General features: G+C 66.8%; 14 protein-coding genes. 6 read left to right on the forward strand and 8 right to left on the reverse strand.

Annotation, left to right across the window (positions count from 1 at the left end):
• The first annotated feature begins 3 nt into the window (after window positions 1-3).
• From R2N03_RS08825 to R2N03_RS08840, 4 genes are all read left to right on the forward strand, one after another.
• Window positions 4-1788 (forward strand): phosphodiesterase, encoded by a 1785-nt coding sequence (locus tag R2N03_RS08825; RefSeq protein WP_012430813.1) that lies wholly within the window; start codon window positions 4-6, stop codon window positions 1786-1788.
• A 540-nt stretch (window positions 1789-2328) separates the two neighbouring features.
• Window positions 2329-3747, forward strand: a complete 1419-nt coding sequence (locus tag R2N03_RS08830; RefSeq protein WP_316657268.1) for a discoidin domain-containing protein — start codon at window positions 2329-2331, stop codon at window positions 3745-3747.
• 172 nt (window positions 3748-3919) lie between these two features.
• Complete coding sequence (locus R2N03_RS08835) at window positions 3920-5587, forward strand: alkaline phosphatase D family protein (protein WP_316657269.1); 1668 nt, start codon at window positions 3920-3922, stop codon at window positions 5585-5587.
• 22 nt (window positions 5588-5609) lie between these two features.
• Window positions 5610-6623, forward strand: a complete 1014-nt coding sequence (locus R2N03_RS08840) for a 2-dehydropantoate 2-reductase (RefSeq protein WP_316657270.1) — start codon at window positions 5610-5612, stop codon at window positions 6621-6623.
• On the opposite strand, the gene R2N03_RS08845 is transcribed toward R2N03_RS08840, so the two are convergent.
• Both R2N03_RS08845 and R2N03_RS08850 read right to left on the reverse strand, forming a co-directional pair.
• Complete coding sequence (locus R2N03_RS08845) at window positions 6620-7312, reverse strand: Crp/Fnr family transcriptional regulator (RefSeq protein WP_012430817.1); 693 nt, start codon at window positions 7310-7312, stop codon at window positions 6620-6622. The two genes, R2N03_RS08840 and R2N03_RS08845, sit on opposite strands and share 4 nt — an antisense overlap.
• A 165-nt stretch (window positions 7313-7477) precedes the next feature.
• Window positions 7478-7828 carry a hypothetical protein gene (locus R2N03_RS08850; RefSeq protein ID WP_041668689.1) on the reverse strand — a complete coding sequence of 117 codons (351 nt, stop codon included), beginning with the start codon at window positions 7826-7828 and terminating at the stop codon, window positions 7478-7480.
• 190 nt (window positions 7829-8018) lie between these two features.
• Here R2N03_RS08850 and R2N03_RS08855 point away from each other — a divergent pair, with 190 nt between their 5' ends.
• Window positions 8019-8618, forward strand: a complete 600-nt coding sequence (locus tag R2N03_RS08855; protein ID WP_012430819.1) for a chorismate mutase — start codon at window positions 8019-8021, stop codon at window positions 8616-8618.
• 84 nt (window positions 8619-8702) lie between these two features.
• On the opposite strand, the gene R2N03_RS08860 is transcribed toward R2N03_RS08855, so the two are convergent.
• From R2N03_RS08860 to R2N03_RS08870, 3 genes are all read right to left on the reverse strand, one after another.
• On the reverse strand, window positions 8703-10181 hold the full coding sequence (locus R2N03_RS08860; RefSeq protein WP_012430820.1) for a DegQ family serine endoprotease: 1479 nt from the start codon (window positions 10179-10181) through the stop codon (window positions 8703-8705).
• A gap of 146 nt (window positions 10182-10327) precedes the next feature.
• Window positions 10328-11644: a sensor histidine kinase gene (locus R2N03_RS08865; protein WP_012430821.1), complete on the reverse strand. Its 1317-nt coding sequence runs from the start codon at window positions 11642-11644 to the stop codon at window positions 10328-10330.
• A 3-nt stretch (window positions 11645-11647) separates the two neighbouring features.
• Window positions 11648-12382 carry a response regulator transcription factor gene (locus tag R2N03_RS08870; RefSeq protein WP_012430822.1) on the reverse strand — a complete coding sequence of 245 codons (735 nt, stop codon included), beginning with the start codon at window positions 12380-12382 and terminating at the stop codon, window positions 11648-11650.
• A gap of 122 nt (window positions 12383-12504) precedes the next feature.
• On the opposite strand from R2N03_RS08870, the gene R2N03_RS08875 reads away from it, so the two are divergent.
• Complete coding sequence (locus tag R2N03_RS08875) at window positions 12505-13347, forward strand: MurR/RpiR family transcriptional regulator (RefSeq protein ID WP_012430823.1); 843 nt, start codon at window positions 12505-12507, stop codon at window positions 13345-13347.
• A gap of 22 nt (window positions 13348-13369) precedes the next feature.
• Here the strand turns inward: R2N03_RS08875 and R2N03_RS08880 are convergent, their stop codons facing one another.
• From R2N03_RS08880 to zwf, 3 genes are read right to left on the reverse strand one after another with little or no spacing between them, the layout of a single operon-like run.
• A complete protein-coding gene (locus tag R2N03_RS08880; RefSeq protein WP_012430824.1) occupies window positions 13370-14425 on the reverse strand; it encodes a glucokinase in 1056 nt (351 codons plus the stop codon).
• Complete coding sequence (gene pgl / locus R2N03_RS08885; protein ID WP_316657271.1) at window positions 14406-15110, reverse strand: 6-phosphogluconolactonase; 705 nt, start codon at window positions 15108-15110, stop codon at window positions 14406-14408. Before pgl ends, R2N03_RS08880 begins: the two co-directional genes overlap by 20 nt.
• Window positions 15110-16579, reverse strand: coding sequence for a glucose-6-phosphate dehydrogenase (gene zwf / locus R2N03_RS08890; RefSeq protein ID WP_012430826.1), 1470 nt, complete (start codon window positions 16577-16579; stop codon window positions 15110-15112). Before zwf ends, pgl begins: the two co-directional genes overlap by 1 nt.
• Window positions 16580-16866 lie beyond the last annotated feature (287 nt).

Here is a 16866-nt window from a genome sequence, read left to right on the forward strand (position 1 = left end):
GTCATGACCTCATCGCCGCTTCCCTTGCCGCCGGGTATCGCCCCCGAGATGCTGCGCACGGTGTTCCAGCCGATCTTCCGACTGTCCACCGCCGAAGTCTTCGGCTACGAGGCCCTGCTGCGCGGGCCGGCGGGCTCGACCTTGGAGTCACCCGCCGCGCTGTTCGCGGCAGCCACCGACACGGCAGGGGCGATCGCGCTGGAGACGACCGCAGCGCGGCTGGCGATCGAACGGTTCTCGGCCATGCGGCTGCCGGGCAAGCTGTTCCTCAACTTCAGTGCCTTCGGGGTGCACGAGTTGCTGCAAGACCATGCCCGCCTGCTGCACGCCATCGCCGACCACGACCTGCAGCCCTCGCGCATTGTCATCGAGCTGACCGAACAGACACCCATCGACGACCTCGCGAGCTTTGCCAACGCGCTCTCGGTCGCCCGTGACTTTGGCATGCAATGCGCCCTCGACGATTTCGGCACAGGCAACGCCAACCTGAACCTGCTGATCGAGTTGACGCCCGACTTCGTCAAACTGGACAAGTATTTTCTGCGCGACATAGCGAAGCATCCGGCAAAGCTGGAGATGACCCGCTCGCTGCAACAGACGCTCAAGGGCAGCGCGACGAGCATCATTGCCGAAGGGCTCGAGACCGAGGATGAGCTGGGTGTGGTGCGCGACCTCGGCATCCGCTTCGGGCAGGGTTTCTTCCTGGCAAGGCCACTCGACAAGCCGGCCGAGGATATGTCGAGCCACGCGGCACGCGTGCTGCAGTCATCGCAGATTGCCGTCTTTCCGCAGGCGGTGCGGGTGGGATGGCGCGCCATCACGGCAGGCAAGCTGCTGCGTGTCGCGCCCACCCTGCCCCTGCGCTGCAGCAATGACGACGTGCTCCACCTGTTCAACCGCCACCCCGACCTGCACGCCGTGGCGTTGCTCGACGAAGACGAGCGGCCGCTGGCCCTGATCGCGCGCCGCGCCTTCATCGACCGCTATGCGATGCCCTATCACCGCGAGCTGTACGGAAAGAAGCCGGCGCTGGCGTTTGCCAACCGGCAGCCGGTACTGGTGGAAAAATCCGCTTCGCTCGAAGATATGTCCGCACTGCTGATGAGCGAAGACCAGCGCTACCTGACCGACGGCTTCATCATCACCGAGCACGGCCGGTATCTGGGCCTGGGTACCGGCGAAGAGCTGGTACGCACCGTCACCGAGATCCGCATCGAAGCCGCGCGCTACGCCAACCCGCTCACGTTCCTGCCCGGCAACATTCCGCTGAACCTGCACATTGAGCGCCTGCTGGAGGCACGTACGGCGTTCTACGCCTGTTATGTGGATCTGAATCACTTCAAACCCTTCAACGACCAGTACGGCTACTGGCAGGGCGACGAAATGCTGAAGATGGCCGCCGCCGCGCTGGCTGACGCATGCGAGCCCACACGCGACTTTCTCGGCCACGTCGGCGGCGACGACTTCCTGATCCTGTTCCAGAGCGCCGACTGGCGCACCCGCATCGAACAGGCCATCACAATCTTCAACACGAACGCGCTGGCCATGTACACCCCGGCCGATCGCGCCGCCGGCGGCATCCATGCCGAAGACCGCAAGGGGTTGCCGGCGTTCTTCCGCTTCGTGACGATGGCGGTGGGCGCACTGCATGTCCTTCCGGGGGCCGCGCGCAACAGCGACGACATCGGCACGGCGGCCGCGCTGGCCAAGCGTCGCGCCAAGCAAAGCGACAACGGCTTCCATATCGAAGCACTGCGGCCGACGCTGCCCGTGCCAGCCACGGCCTAGCGCGAGCGGTCGGCTGCCACCACATCCCATGCGGTGCACCTGGCGACGGCGTGTTTTCACCTGCGCTGATCGTCGCGTGCGCAACCCGCATCCTGGCCGCCGAGGGGGGCGCAACGCTCAGCAAAGCGCGCGCCGCGACGGCGCGTCAAATCGACGCGGTAAAAATGACAATTCAGTCGGTTCGCGTGCCGTGTCGGCAACGTTGTGCAGCATCGGCGTGTCAGCTTTACACGCGCATGTGGCGCACGGCGCCCACCATCGGAAATTAGGGCAAGAACGGCTTTCTTATTGGGGTTTCGGACTGTCAGCGAAACCCTTACAGTCTGGTCCGCGACTCGCCCTCTCGATGTAGTCGAGACCCCGACAAGAAGCACGACGGTACGAAGCAACAGGGTCTTTTGCGGCGCGTCTTCATCGCCTCGTCACCCCAAGTTTGTGGCGCTTTTTCAACTCGGGCCCGCCCCGGGATGGCGGAGCTTTGCCTGCAGGCCATGAAGGGACGAAAGCACCACTGACACTTGCTTAGGAAGTACCCGTTTCATGCGCAACCCTCTGCTTTCTCTGGGCATCATCGCCAGCGCGGCGTTTGCCCTTTTCTCGGCCACGGCTCAAGCCAACTGCGTCGTCAATCCCACCACGCAATCGAACAGCACCTTTCCGGCCAGCCTGACCGGCAAGCTCGCGTATCACAGCTACGTGAGTTACGGCGATGGGACCAGCCAGATCTTCATTTACGACTTTGCCGCACGCACGCTCACGCAGGTGTCGAACACCACCTGGGGCATCCAGGACCCGATGAACGCCGTGTTCAGCCCCGACGGCAAGTGGCTCGCGTTCATGGGCATCAAGAACAACGCGTGGAACGTCTTCTTCTGGCAGGTGGGAACGAGCAACCTGCCGATCAACCTGACCAACAGCACCGGCCAGACGCGCAATGAAGACCCGAAGTTCAGCGCCGACGGCAAATCGCTGCTCTTCAAGCAGAACGGCGACGTGATGCAGGCCGCGCTGTCGTACACCAGCTCGGGCCCGGTGTTTACGTCGGTCGTGAACCTGACGCGCACGGCGCCCGGCGTGGAAAACTCGATGCCGTTCGCGACGCCGGATGGCACCGCGGTCTACTACGCAACCGGCACGGGTTCAGGCATGGGCCTGTACAAGCAGACGATCGGCAGCACAACCAACGTCGCGTTCGACGCGCCGGCAGGCCTGGCCACGTACTACCCCATCGTGCGCGCTGACGGCATGGTGTTCTACGCCCGCTGGCTGGATGCCACCAGCCAGGCCGACCAGATCTACACCAAGGTCAACCCGAGCGACGTGCCGAACCAGCTTCCGCTCAACGACTGCAACAGCAACAACTCCGACCCGTCGCCCGTCAACGGCACCAACTACGTGTTCTTCTCGTCGACCACCGCCGGCGGCTACCAGCTCTACCTGGGCGATGCGACCACGGGCCAGCGCTGGAGCCTGTCGCAGTTCGGCGTGAACTCGGACACCACCAAGGCCAAGCTCGGCTCGAACTACTACGCCGGCACCACGGTCGCCGCGCAGGCCGTCACGCTGCTCTCGCAGGGCAAGCCCGCCAGTGCATCGTCCAGCTACAGCCCAAGCCTCGGCCCGGCCTATGCGTTTGACGGCAACACCACCAGCACGCGGTGGGATTCGATCGAGGGCAGCGCCGCCGGTACGCAATGGCTGAAGGTGGACCTCGGCTCGATCCGCACGATCACGGGCGTCGATCTGTACTGGGACGCCGGTGCCAAGGTGTACTCCATCCAGACTTCGAATGACGGCGTGAACTGGACGAGCATCTATTCGACATCCAAGGGAGCGGCATGGGGCCATGTCTCGCTCGCCAACCTGAAGGGCAGCGGCCGCTATGTCCGCATGTACGGCACGCAGCGCGCTACGCAGTGGGGCTACTCGCTGGATGAAATGCAGGTGTGGGGCTACTGAGCGAGCCTCCTGAACAGGCAGACATGACAACGCCCCGGTGGCTTCGGCCAGCGGGGCGTTTGTCATGAAAGCCTGCGGTGAGGACTAACCCTAGATTGTCAAAATCTGAACATTCAACCCGGCAGCCACCTCGGCACGATGGCGCTTCCCGCACCCCGCCAGAGGATGGACGATGCCTTCACGTACCCCACCGCACTGCAACGCCCCGCACGGCATGAGCCGGCGCGACTTCCTGACACTCGGCACGGCCGCCGCCGGCCTCGGCGCGCTGGGCGTGAGCCTGCCCGACAGCGCACAGGCCGGCGCGCATGCGCCCGATGCGAACTGGCACGCTGGCCAGCTTGCACACCTGATTCCCGCTGCCAGCCACGACCGCTTTCTCATCAAGGCGTCGTTCCAGGCATCGCTTGCGCGTGCGCCGTGGCTGATGGTCAACGGCAGGCGCGTCGCCGGCGAGCAGACTGATGCCGCCGGCCGCTTCTGGCGCTTCGACGTACGCGGCCTGCAGCCCGCCACGCAGTACACGCTGCGCATTGTCGATGCGAGCGGCAAGCCGCTGGCCGACGCGTGGCCGCTGCGCACCTTTCCCGCGCCCGATGCCACCCCCGCGCGCCTGCGCATCCTGGCGTACACCTGCGCCGGCGGCTACGACGGCCCGCCGGTGGCCGGCAAGACCGCGTGGCTGGACATGGCCGCGCGCCGCCGCCTGCTCGCGCGCGGCATGTCGTTCGCGCCCGACACCGTCATCGCCAACGGCGACCACATCTACTGGGATCTGCAGACCTCGCAGAACAAGCCGTTTGCCCACCAGGTGCGCGAACTGATGTGGGCGAAGTTTGGCGGCGCGCTCGACATGTCGGTGCCAATGTGGCACCCGAAGAACGAAGCCATCTTCACGCGCGTGTGCGACTACCAGATCAGCGGGCTATACGGCACCACGCTGCGCTCCACGCCCGCGTATTTCCTGACCGACGACCACGACACGTTCGAGAACGACGAGTTTGACGACAAGGTCGCCACCCTCCCGCCGGAGCCTTACGGCCTCGTGGGTGCAGAGTTGACGCAACATCGCTACTACCCCGAATTTCTGCCCGACGCGAACCGCCCCGTGTGGCTGCCCGGCGGTGACAAGGCCGGCATGCCCGCCGACACCAACAGCGCCTTCGGCACGCTGCGGTACGGTGCGCTGCTCGAAGCCGTGCTGTACGACTGCCGGCGCTTTCTCGACAACAAGGGCATTCACGCACGCGTGGTACCGCAGTGGGTGGAAGACTGGCTCGTGGCACGTACGCGCGCCGAAGACACCGCGCACTTCTTCCACGTGCCGTCGCTGCCGTTTGCGTATTCCTCGGGCAAGCTGGGCGACTGGTATCCGGACCTGCTCGACCGGAAGACCGGCCGCCTCGTCGCCAACCAGCCCAAGCCCGGCTGGCAGAGCGGCTGGCATGCACAGCACCAGCGCCTGGTGGCTGCGCTTGCCGAGCAGAAGCAGCGCGCGGCCGTGATCGTGCAGGGCGACTTCCATGCCTCGGCGGCCGGGTCGATGTCGCGCTCGGGCGATCTGGCCTTCGCGCAGCCTGTGCACACGGTCATGACCGGCACGCTCGGCACCGGCGACCTCGCCTTCCCTTCGGCCTTCCGCAGCATCGAAACCACGCCGGCGCTGTCCGTCGCCATGCAGGAGGCGCTGCGCCCGACTGAGAAGAATGGCTTTACCATCATCGACGTGACACCCGAGAAGATGACCTTCTCGCTGTTCATGTGGCGGCCACCCGAGCCGGTGGAAGCCATCGACACACTCCAGCCGGCCCTGGTGTACGAGGTGCCGCGCCTGGCTTGACCGATCCCGATCAAGGAGTTGCATGGCAAAGATCTGCATTGTGGGGGCCGGCTCGATCGGCTGCTATCTCGGCGGCCGTCTGCTGGCGGCGGGCGCCGACGTCACGCTGGTCGGCCGCGCACGCATCGGCAGCGAACTGGGCGCGCACGGCCTGACGCTCACGGACTATCGCGGCGGCCGCTGGCGGGTGCCTGCCTCGGGCATGCCGTATGTGACCGACGCCAGCGCGGCGGCCAGCGCAGAACTCGTTCTCGTGACCGTCAAATCCGCCGCGACGCCGTCCGTTGCAGACGAGCTCAAGCCGCTGTTGCGCCCTGGCACCACCGTGGTCAGTTTCCAGAACGGCCTGGGCAATGCCGACGTGCTGCGGGCCGCGCTGCCGCAACACACCGTGCTGGCCGGCATGGTGCCGTTCAATGTCATGCAGCCAGCACCGGGCGCTTTTCATCAGGGGACGGGCGGTGAACTGGAAGTGGCTGCATCGCATGCGCTGCGGCCATTCGTCGACGACTTCCGGCGTGCGGGATTGCCGCTGATGGAGCGCACCGACATGATGGCGGTGCAATGGGCCAAGCTGCTGCTCAACCTGAACAACGCCGTCAATGCGCTGGCCAACCGCCCGTTGAAAGAACAACTGTCGCAGCGTGCCTATCGCCGCTGCCTGGCGCTGGCGCAAAGCGAGGCGCTGAGGCTGCTCACGCGTGCGGGTATCCGGCCGGCCAGATTGACACCGGTGCCGCCCGCATGGATTCCGCGCCTGCTTGCCACGCCCGATGCGCTCTTTGCGCGGCTGGGCGGAAAGATGCTTGCCATCGATCCGCTGGCGCGTTCGTCCATGTCGGACGATCTGGCGGCGGGGCGTGCCACCGAGGTCGACTGGATCAACGGCGAGGTCGTTCGGCTGGCGGAACGCCTGGGGCAGCAGGCACCGGTGAATGCGCGGCTTTGCGCGCTCGTGCATGCCGCGGAAGCGGCCGTGCCCCGACCGAGCTGGTCGGGCCCCGATCTGCTGGCGGCCTTGCGCTCCGGAGCTTAATCGACGCAGGTGTCGGTGGCGTTGAGCAACGCGGCCATGTCCTCGATTTCGATGTGGCCATAGCGCAGGCGAATGGCCCCCAACCGGACCAGCGCCTGCAGCTCCTTGCTCAGCGTCTGACGGCTGATTCCCAGCATCATGGCCAGCGCGTCCTGCGAGGTGGAGATGGTCGTGCGCCCCTCTGAAGATTGCGATACATCGCCGTGTGCCAGCATGGCAATGCGGCGCGCCACACGCGCGCGCGTCGCATGCAACGCCGCACTCGCGAGGGAGCCATAGGCCAGCCGAAGCCGCGTCGCCACCAGCCGCGCGATCGCGCCGGCAAACGCTGCGTCGCGCATCAACGCTTCAAACTGCTCCACGCTCACGCCGAGCACCTCGGCGTCTTCCAGCGCGATCGCGCAATGGCCGCGCGGTTGCTGATCAAGGGTCGACACGCCGCCAAACCAGTTGCCGGGCTCCACCAGGGCGAGGATGGCCTCGTCGCCTTCGGCATTGAAGATCGACAGCTTGAGCACCCCGCTGGCAACACCAAAGAACGCATGCGAACCGCCGTCCATCGAATCGCCCTGATGGAAGAGAAAAGCGCCTGCCGCGACAGGCACGGGCACGGCGCATTCGAGCAGGGCCTGCGCCGCCTGGAGCGGCAGGCTCTGGAACCACGCGTTGGAAGCAAATGCACTTGTCACGACCCAGCCCTCTCTCAGGCCGCCCCGGTACGGCGGCGGTGTCCGTCAGGTGGAACCAGCGGCGCATCAGCCTGGCCGTCACCGATGCCCGCGGGCAGGCGCGCCCTGACATGGCGCCGGCTGCTTCGACGGATCGACCGTGCCAGCCAACGCGCCCGCGCGCGCTCAGAAAAGCGCCATCTGCCGCATCCCGAACCCGATCGCTTCTTCCACGCGCATGCGGGCGTGCGACAGCGACCCTTCCACACCCGAGAGCGTGCCGGCCAGCCAGCGATAGACGAGCGGTACCTGGCCGCGCGGGCTCAGGTGGATTTCCCCGAGCTTCTTGCCGCGCTTGTCGCGGTAATAGTGGGAGCGGTATCCGCGCTCCCAGTGCGTGATGGGCCCGCGCCATCGGCGCAGGCGGGGAACTTTGGCGGGAGAACCTTCGGCAGGCGTTGCCGACGCCAGATCCTCCCAGCCGAATGCGGGTTTGGCGAACAGCGGCAAACCTTCCAGATCGGGGTCGAAATCCATTGTCGTACGCTCAGCTAGCCGCGCCGCCGCAGGCTTTGCGGACACATATGGCACGTAGCCCGCATGATACCTGGGTTTATGACGAACAGCACGTGCAAACGCAATGGTGGCGGGCACCAGCGCGACGCTGTCGACCGCGAGGACGTTGCGCTTCGGTATCATGGCGGCTCCTCCCAACAGGACACGCAGCATGACGAACCTTCTCAAGCGTCCCGCCGCCCGCAAGGGCGCTGCTCTAGCCTGTGCCTGCTGGCTCGTGGCGGGTTGTGCAACCCAGGCCGGCGCGCAGGAAGGCGCGTTCGCACCGGTGCTGCGCCATCTCGCCGATCGCCTCCTCACCGCAGATCAGGTCGCCCTGAGCAAATGGGACTCCGGCCAGCCGGTCTACGACCCAGCGCGCGAAGCCCAGGTCATTGCGAACGTCTCGGCCATGGCGCCTGCCTACGGCGTGCAGGCAGCGGACGCGGCAGAGGTCTTCACCGACCAGATCGAAGCCAACAAGACAGTGCAATACGCCCTGCTCAACGATTGGCGCAGGGCAGGCAGTGCGCCCACGGCGCCGCGGCAGAGCCTGCCGAACACCATCCGACCGCAACTCGATACGCTGCAGAAAGCCATCCTGCAGGGGCTGCACGAGGCCGGGCCTGCCCGCGCCCGGGCAGACTGCGCGACACAGGTCGCACTCGACGCCGAACGCGTCGCCCGCGAGAAATCGCTCGATACGCTGCATCGCGTCGCCCTGGACCGCGCCACGGCAAGACTGTGCCGGCAGCGTTCGGCACGTTCCTGAAAAAGAAAAGCGGCGCGGCCCCCTTCGGGACGCGCGCCGCAACATGCAGGCACCGAACAAACAACAGAACCCGGTGAGCCGGCGTCAGCCCAGATCCACCGGCACGAAAATCTTCGTATCGTCACGCTGCACCAGCAGGGCGACATGCTTGCCGGCGCGCTCGACCAACGTTCGCAGCTCCTGCACCGACGACACCGGCGTGCCATTGAGCGAGAGGATCACGTCGCCGGGCTGGATACCGACCTTGGCTGACGGACCGCTCGCCTCCATCACCACCAGGCCGCCCGGCAGGCCGCTCTGACGCTTCTCGTCGGGTTGCAGCGGACGCACCGCCAGACCCAGGCGTCCCTGGTTGGGGGCCGCCTTGTCATTGGATGCCACCTTGGCGTCCTTGGCTGCGCCCACAGTCACCGACAGCGTGGTCGGCTTGCCCTGACGCATGATCTGCAGCGGCACCGTCGTACCCGGCTTGATGTCGGCCACCTGTTCCGGCAGATCGCCCGAGCGGTCGATGCGTGCCCCGTTGATCTGGAGGATCACGTCGCCAGGCTGCAGGCCGGCCTTTGCGGCAGGACCATCAGACTCGACAGAGTTGACCAGCGCGCCCTCCGGCTTGGGCAGATTGAAGGAATCCGCCAGGGACTGGTCGACCTCCTGCACGGCGATGCCAAGGCGCCCGCGCGTGACCTTGCCGGTGGCCACGAGCTGCTGTTCGACCTTCATCGCAACGTCGATCGGGATGGCGAACGACAGCCCCTGATAGCCGCCGGTCTGGCTGTAGATCTGGGAGTTGATCCCGATGACCTCGCCGTGCTGATTGAACAGCGGCCCGCCCGAGTTGCCGGGGTTGACGGCCACGTCGGTCTGGATGAACGGCACATAGGTATCGTCGGGCAAGGAGCGCGACTTGGCGCTGACGATGCCCGCCGTCACGGTGTTCTCGAACCCGTAAGGCGACCCGATGGCCACCACCGGCTCACCCACCTTGGTATTGGCCGGGCTGCCGATCTGGACCACCGGGAGGTTCTTGGCCGAGATGCGCAGCACCGCCACGTCGGATTGCTTGTCCACGCCGAGCACCTTGGCCTTGAACTCGCGGCGGTCGGTCAGCTTGACGTTGACCTCCTGCGCGCCGTCCACCACGTGGGCATTGGTCAGGATGAGGCCATCGGACGACACGATGAAGCCCGAGCCCAGCCCGCGAACGATCTGGTCGCCGCGCTGCTGCGGCATCTGCGGCATGAAGTGCTTGAAGAAATCGGCAAACGGGTCATCGGGGCTCATGCCCGGCGGCAGACCTTGCATGCTCGTGCGCTGCGCATGCGCGGTCACGCTGATGTTGACCACGGCCGGGCCGTAGCGCTCGACGATGCCGGAGAAGTCCATCGGCGCAGCCACCGCCACCGCAGGCGTTGCCATTGAGGTTTGCGGCGTGGTGACGGGTGCGATGGGCGCGGCCACCGCCCGGGTAATCACATCCTTCTGCAGATAGGCATAGCCGCCCGCGACGGCGATCACGGCGGCCAAGCCAGCCGCGCTGCGTGCCAGGGTCTGACGCGTCATTGTCGTGTCCTCTCTTGCTGTGCGAGGGCCACGGCTTGCGGGAGTCGCCCGCCGTGCCCATCGGTTGAAGGCATCGTAGGCGGGCAGACTTAAACAAGACTTAAACGACCAGGCGGGGCACAACCGTCACTTGAAACAAAGTGTTTCTACGTCTCGGCCTTGAACGGAAAGCGCAACACCACGCGCAAGCCGCCGCCCTCGCGGGTTTCCAGCGCCAGCGCCGCGTCATGCGCCTGGGCAATTTCCCGGACGATGGCCAGGCCGAGGCCGCTGCCGCCGGTCGGCGCGTGCGTGGGTCGGTAGAAGCGGTCGAGCACGCGTTCGCGCTCTTCTGCGGGAATGCCGGGGCCGTCGTCTTCCACGACGAGCTGCACACCGCCATCGGGCGTGTGGCTGGTCGACACGTCGACGCGCGAGCCGCGGGGGCAGTAGCACAGCGCGTTGTCGACAAGATTGACCAGCAGCACGCGCAACGCATCGGCACTGCCCAGGACGGACGCCGGCTGGGACGCCACATCGATACCCAGATCGATGCCCTTGTGAATGGCCGCCGGGGACAGCTCGGCGACCACATCGGCCGCCACGGCGTCGAGTGCCACCGGCGCGCGCTGCGGGTCGGCGGCGCCGGGCTCCTGCCGCGCCAGGGTCAGCAACTGGCCGACCAGGCGGATCATGCGCTCCACGCCGCGATGCAGGTCGGCATGCGCGGCCCGGCGTTCTTCCTCGCTCTGCGCGCGGTCGGCCACCTGCAGCTGCAGCTTGAGGGCGGCCAGCGGCGTGCGCAGCGCATGCGCGGCATCGGCGACGAACGCACGCTGGTGCGCCAGCGCAGTCCCGAGACGGGCGAGCAGATCGTTCAACGCACTGGTGAGCGGACGGATCTCATCCGGCAGGCCTTGCGTGGGAAGCGGCGACAGCGCCGCCGCATCGCGTGCCTGGACCTGCGTGGCGACCAAGCCCAGCGGCGCCAGCCCACGCCCGACGGCCAGCCACACGATCCACCCCAGCAGCGGCAGCAGGATCAGCAGCGGCGCCACCGTGCGCAGGGCCATGCGCGCCGCCACCTCGTGACGCGCGCTGTAGGGCTGCGCGATCTGCACCACGGCAGGTCCGAAGGCAACGCTGTAGACGCGCCAGGGGCCCTCGGCCGTGCGCACATCGGAGAAACCCAGCTCGGCGCGCTCGGGCAGGTCCGGACGCGCGTGCGAGAGATACAGGCTGCGGCCGGAGTCGTCCCAGATGCGGATCACGACATCGTCGTCGCGCGCAATGGCGGCCAGCGCCGGGGGAGGCGGGTCGATCCACTGGCTGGGCAGGGCGGCGGCCATCTGCTGCATCTGGTAGTCGAACAGCGCGTTGGCCTCCTGTCGGGCCTGCGCGTAGATCAGGCCGGTGGCAATGACGATGCCCGCCAGCAGACCGCCGGCCAGCCACCACAGCAGGGTTTTGCGGATGGATTGCATGACTTATTGGTGGTCCTCGCCGCTGGCAGGTTCCGCAGGCGACGCCGACGTCTCGCGCGGAATCACATAGCCCACGCCACGAATGTTCTGGATGAGGTGGCTGCCGAGCTTCTTGCGCAGCGCGTGGATATAGACCTCCACCGTGTTGCTGCCGACCTCCTCATCCCAACCGTAGAGGTTGTCCTGCAACTGCGCAATCGACCACACCTTGCCCGGACGGGCCAGCAGCGCGTGCAGCACCGCAAACTCGCGCCCCGAGAGCTTGACCGGCACCCCGTCGCGCAAGACTTCGCGCGTGACGGGGTTGAGCACCACATCGCCGTGGCGCAGGAGCGGATCGGCGCGGCCGCCCTGGCGGCGCAGCAGCGCATGCATGCGCGCGGCCAGCTCCTGCAGGTCGAACGGCTTGACGAGATAGTCGTCCGCACCCGCATTGAGGCCTGCCACACGGTCGGCCACGGCATCACGCGCGGTCAGAATGAGGATGGGGATGACGATGCCGCGCTGTCGCAACTCGCGCACGACCTCCAACCCATCGCGCTTGGGCAGGCCCAGGTCGAGCAGCATCAGGTCGAACAGGGTGCCGCCCGCTTCCGCGCCGCCCGCGCCCGGGGCCGTGACGGCGTGCAGCGCCGCCTCGCCGTCGCGCACCCAATCGATGGTGAAGCCGTCGTGGCGCAAACCCTTGCGCACGCTGTCGCCGATCATGTCGTCGTCTTCTACGAGCAGTACGCGCATCACAGAAAAAAAAGAGAGCAGGAGAGGCGCATTGTAGAACTGCAGAGCGCACGTCAGGCGGTTGCGCGAGGGCTCGCTTGCCTTTATCGTGACGCGATCCACCACCCGAGCCCCCCGCGCAGATGAGCGCCCCGCAAGACACCTCCTCGCTGGCCCCGCCCTCCACCGACCTGCGCGAGCGCATCCGTGCGGCACGTCCGTCACTGTCGCCGGCGGAGCGGCAGGTGGCGGACTGGGTATTACGCCAGCCCGGGACGGTGCTCAGCCTGCCGGTGGCCGCCATCGCGCGCGAGGCCGGGGTCAGCCAGCCCACCGTGATCCGTTTCTGCCGTTCGATGGGCTGCCATGGCCTGTCGGATTTCAAGCTGCGGCTCGCGCAAGGCAACGCCGCGCATGACAAACCGCGTGGGGCTGCCGCGCCCAGCAACGTACCGCGCTCGGGCACGCGCGTGCTGCAAGACACCATTGACGCGCTCGCTGCCATGCGCGACCGGTTCGACCCGCTGGCACTGGATGCAGCGGTCGCCCTCGTCGATACCGCGCACCGCATCGACCTGTACGGTTTCGGCAGCTCCGGCGTGGTGGCGCGCGACGCGCAGACGAAGTTCTTCCGCTACGGCATTCCCGCCAATGCGTACAGCGATCCGTATCTCGTCTCGATGTCGTTGAACGTGCTGCAGGCCGGTGACGTGGTGATCGCGATTTCCAAGTCGGGGGCCCTGCCCGAGCTGCAGACGGCCGTGGAGCGCGTGCGCGAACTGGGCGTCCATGTCATCGCAGTCACGGCACCCGGCAGCCCGCTGGCCGCGCTGGCCGACGTGGTGCTGCCGGCCGATGTCGACATCGCCGCAACGGACCGCTCCATGGTGGCGCGGCTGCTGCATCTGGCACTGCTCGACGCGTTGGTGCTGGAAGTGGCGCTGCGCAAAGGCAGCGCACCGCAGCGGGCGGATCTGCCCGAGTAGAACGGCAGGCGCTCAGGGGCGCTCAATGCCCCTGTGCCACCGCGTGGTCCATCGCCGCGCACAGGCCGATCAGCCCCGGGTATGGCGAGTGGATGACATACACCGGCATCGCCGCTACATAGGACGAGAAGCGGCCCTTGTCTTCAAAGCGCCGCCGGAACGGCGAGTTGGCGAACGCCGGGCCAAGCCTTGGGACGATCCCCCCGCCGATGTACACGCCACCGCGCGCACCCAGCGTCACGGCCAGGTTGGCTGCGATGGTGCCGAGAAAAGCGCAGAACGTATCGACGGCGTAGCGGCAGCGCGCATGATCGCCTGCCGCATCTTCCATCTCGCCGAGCGCAATGGCGGTGATGTCGGCGGCGCGCCGTACGGCCGGGCCTTGCTGCCACAAGTCGAAGCACGCACCCAGCGCCTCGTAGATCAATTCCAGCCCCATGCCCGAGATGAGCCGCTCCGCAGAGACGTGGCCAAAGCGCTCGCGCGCAAAGCGCCAGATGGCCACTTCCTCGTCATTCATGGGCGGGAAGGCCACGTGGCCGCCCTCGCCCGCGACGGCGATGTAGCGGCCGTCGGGCGTCGGCAGCAGCGAGGCCACGCCCAGGCCCGTGCCCGCGCCGAGCAGGGCGCGCGGCGCATCGGCAAGGCTGGCGTCGCCACCCACCTGTTCCAGCTCATCGGCCGGCAGGTACGGCAGTGCATGGGCCAGTGCGGCAAAGTCGTTGATCACGACGAAGGTGTCGAAACCCAGCGACTGCCGCATCGCTTCAATCGAGAAGGCCCAGTCGCGGTTGGTCATGCGGATCTGGTCGCCCAGCACCGGATTGGCGATACCGATGGCCGCATGGCGCACGCCGGCCGACGCAATCTCGGGCGGCAGCGACGCCAGATACGCACGCATGGCGGATTCGAGCGATGGATAATCGTCGCCGGCCAGCACACCGATGTGCGCAAGGCGCATCGGCGCCATCTCGAGCGCGAAGCGCACGTTGGTGCCGCCCACGTCGGCCACCAGGCGCGGGTAGGCCGTGACATCTGCGTCAGTGCCCGCGTTCACTTCATGCAGTCCAATAGACATCGAGCGGTACCTCCCGCTGATGGATGACATAACTGACCGGCAGCGCAGGCTGCGTGCCGCCTTGCGTCGCGGTGTCGAACACCGTGCGCTTGACCGGCCCCGAAATCGACAGGAACAACCGCCGCGCAGCGCACAGCGCCGACAGGTTCAGGCTGATGCGCCGGTGCGGCGCCGCTGGCGGGCGCACCGGCAGATAGGCTGGCGCGCGCGCGCGATCCAAGCCGTCGGCCAGCTCGGGCGCGTCCGGAAACAGCGAGGCCGTATGCCCATCGTCGCCCATGCCGAGAACGACCACGTCTGGCTGCTGGAACGGATCGTTGGCCGTGGCCACACAAGCATCCACGTCCACCGATCCTCCATGCACATGCGTTGGCAAGACCAGCGGGAAGAACCGCGCCGCGGCGGCGGCGTCCTTCAGCAGATGCTCGTGCACCAGCCGCGCATTGCTGTCCGCATGCTCGGGCGGCACGGCGCGCTCGTCGACGAGCGTGACCGCGACGTCGGCCCAGCGCAGCGGCTGCACGCGCAGCGCGGCAAACAGCGCAATGGGGGAGCGGCCGCCCGACACGGCCAGGCACGCCCGGCCCTGCTCATTGATCACGTGCGTGAGGGTGCTGGCGATGGCCTCGGCCAGCGCCTTCGCCTGCGCTGCCGGGTCCGCCAGGGCATGCCAGCGCGTCGTCATTACATCTCCTCGTGCCAGGCTGCGCCATCGCGCGAGAGCAAGGCGCTCGACGCGGCAGGGCCCCAGCTACCGGCGGTATAGCCCTTGGGCGGCATACGCGCTTCGTTCCACGCTTCGATGATCGGCTCGACCCAGCGCCAGGCTTCCGCCTGCTCGTCGCGGCGCACGAACAGGCCCAGCTTGCCGTTGACGGCATCCATCAGCAGGCGTTCATAGGCGCCCGCGTGGCGCACGCCGCCGTGGTCGGTGAAATCCAGGTCCAGCGTGGAGGGCTGCAAGCCCAGCGCCGCGCCCGGAGCCTTGGTCAGGAACTGCAGGCGGATACTCTCTTCCGGCTGCAGGCGGATGACGAGCCGGTTCTCTGGAAACTGGATGAGCGGCTTGGGAAACAGCGCATGTGGCACGTCATGAAAGCGCACCACGATTTCCGCCAGCCGCTGCGGCATGCGCTTGCCGGTACGCAGATAGAACGGCACGCCGGCCCAGCGCCAGTTGGCGATCTCGGCCTTGATCGCGACGAAGGTTTCGGTGCGACTGTCGGGCGGAATCCCCTGTTCGTGCAGATAACCCTGCACCGGCTGGCCGGCAATGGCGCCCTCCAGATACTGACCGCGCACGGTCTTCTCGGGCACCTCCTGCAGCGGGATCGGCGCAAGCGCCTTGAGGATCTTCAGCTTCTCGTCGCGGATGGCGTCTTGGGACAGACTCGACGGCGGCTCCATCGCGACGATGCACAGCAGTTGCAGCAGGTGGTTCTGCACCATGTCGCGCAACGCGCCGACGCCGTCGTAAAAGTCCCCGCGCTTTTCCACGCCAAGCTGCTCGGCGATGGTGATCTGCACATCCTTGATCCACTCGCGGCGCCACAGCGGCTCGAACAGCGCATTGCCGAAGCGGATGGCCATCAGGTTCTGGACCGACTCCTTCCCCAGGTAGTGGTCGATGCGGTAGATCTGGTCTTCGGCAAAGAACTCCGCCACGGCGGAGTTGATACGCTCATTCGATGCGAGATCGGTGCCGAGCGGCTTTTCCAGCACCAGGCGCACGTTCGGCGTATTCAGCCCGACGCGCGCAAGCTGCGCGCAGATGTCGACGAAAATGCCCGGCGCCGTTGCCAGATAGCATACGGTCACGGGCGCGCGGTCCTCACCCAGCGCGGCGGCCAGCGCGTCGAACTGCTCGGGTTTGCGGGCATCGACCTGCTGATAGACGACACGGTCGGCAAACGAGGCCCAGGCATCGTCGGACACGGGGGCCCCCGAGTACAGCCGCATGGTCGGCCGCGTCTCGCGTTCGAGCAGGGCCAGGTAGCCCGCTGTTTCCAGCGGTTGCGTGCCGATGGCAAAGATGCGCCCGCGCGGGTGCAGTTCGCCGCCCTGGTGCGCATCGAACAAGGCCGGGATCAGCTTGCGGCGGGCAAGATCGCCCGTACCGCCGAACAACACCATGTCGAATGCGGGCACCGACATCGTCATCTCCTGTGTGTGAGCCATCGATTAGGCTAGCCTAGCTGACTAGCGGGACAACACGCTTTTTAGGCGCATTTTGTAGTATTACTACAAGACAGGCAAGCGGCTCGCACAGCGGTCCAACCGAGTCCTGCGAGGGGCCTTCCAGCGCAGAATTGGCGCCATGTGGCAACTTCTGGCACGCAATTCGCGTGCGCAAGCGTTGGAAAGAAGCGCATACCTCTGGAAAACCCTGCCCCATATTCCGCCAATTTGTAGGAAAATTACAGCATTCCGTCCCACCCCGG

Origin of the sequence: Ralstonia condita, assembly GCF_958405655.1 — a bacterium.
In the GTDB taxonomy this organism is placed as follows: domain Bacteria; phylum Pseudomonadota; class Gammaproteobacteria; order Burkholderiales; family Burkholderiaceae; genus Ralstonia; species Ralstonia condita.

Excerpts from the sequence above, each read along its gene's own strand:
- R2N03_RS08825 (WP_012430813.1), top strand. The coding sequence starts at position 4 with ATGACCTCATCGCCGCTTCCCTTGCCGCCGGGTATCGCCCCCGAGATG.
- R2N03_RS08830 (WP_316657268.1), top strand. The coding sequence starts at position 2,329 with ATGCGCAACCCTCTGCTTTCTCTGGGCATCATCGCCAGCGCGGCGTTT.
- R2N03_RS08835 (WP_316657269.1), top strand. The coding sequence starts at position 3,920 with ATGCCTTCACGTACCCCACCGCACTGCAACGCCCCGCACGGCATGAGC.
- R2N03_RS08840 (WP_316657270.1), top strand. The coding sequence starts at position 5,610 with ATGGCAAAGATCTGCATTGTGGGGGCCGGCTCGATCGGCTGCTATCTC.
- R2N03_RS08850 (WP_041668689.1), bottom strand. The coding sequence starts at position 7,828 with ATGGATTTCGACCCCGATCTGGAAGGTTTGCCGCTGTTCGCCAAACCC.
- R2N03_RS08855 (WP_012430819.1), top strand. The coding sequence starts at position 8,019 with ATGACGAACCTTCTCAAGCGTCCCGCCGCCCGCAAGGGCGCTGCTCTA.
- R2N03_RS08860 (WP_012430820.1), bottom strand. The coding sequence starts at position 10,181 with ATGACGCGTCAGACCCTGGCACGCAGCGCGGCTGGCTTGGCCGCCGTG.
- R2N03_RS08865 (WP_012430821.1), bottom strand. The coding sequence starts at position 11,644 with ATGCAATCCATCCGCAAAACCCTGCTGTGGTGGCTGGCCGGCGGTCTG.
- R2N03_RS08870 (WP_012430822.1), bottom strand. The coding sequence starts at position 12,382 with ATGCGCGTACTGCTCGTAGAAGACGACGACATGATCGGCGACAGCGTG.
- R2N03_RS08875 (WP_012430823.1), top strand. The coding sequence starts at position 12,505 with ATGAGCGCCCCGCAAGACACCTCCTCGCTGGCCCCGCCCTCCACCGAC.
- R2N03_RS08880 (WP_012430824.1), bottom strand. The coding sequence starts at position 14,425 with ATGTCTATTGGACTGCATGAAGTGAACGCGGGCACTGACGCAGATGTC.
- pgl (WP_316657271.1), bottom strand. The coding sequence starts at position 15,110 with ATGACGACGCGCTGGCATGCCCTGGCGGACCCGGCAGCGCAGGCGAAG.
- zwf (WP_012430826.1), bottom strand. The coding sequence starts at position 16,579 with ATGTCGGTGCCCGCATTCGACATGGTGTTGTTCGGCGGTACGGGCGAT.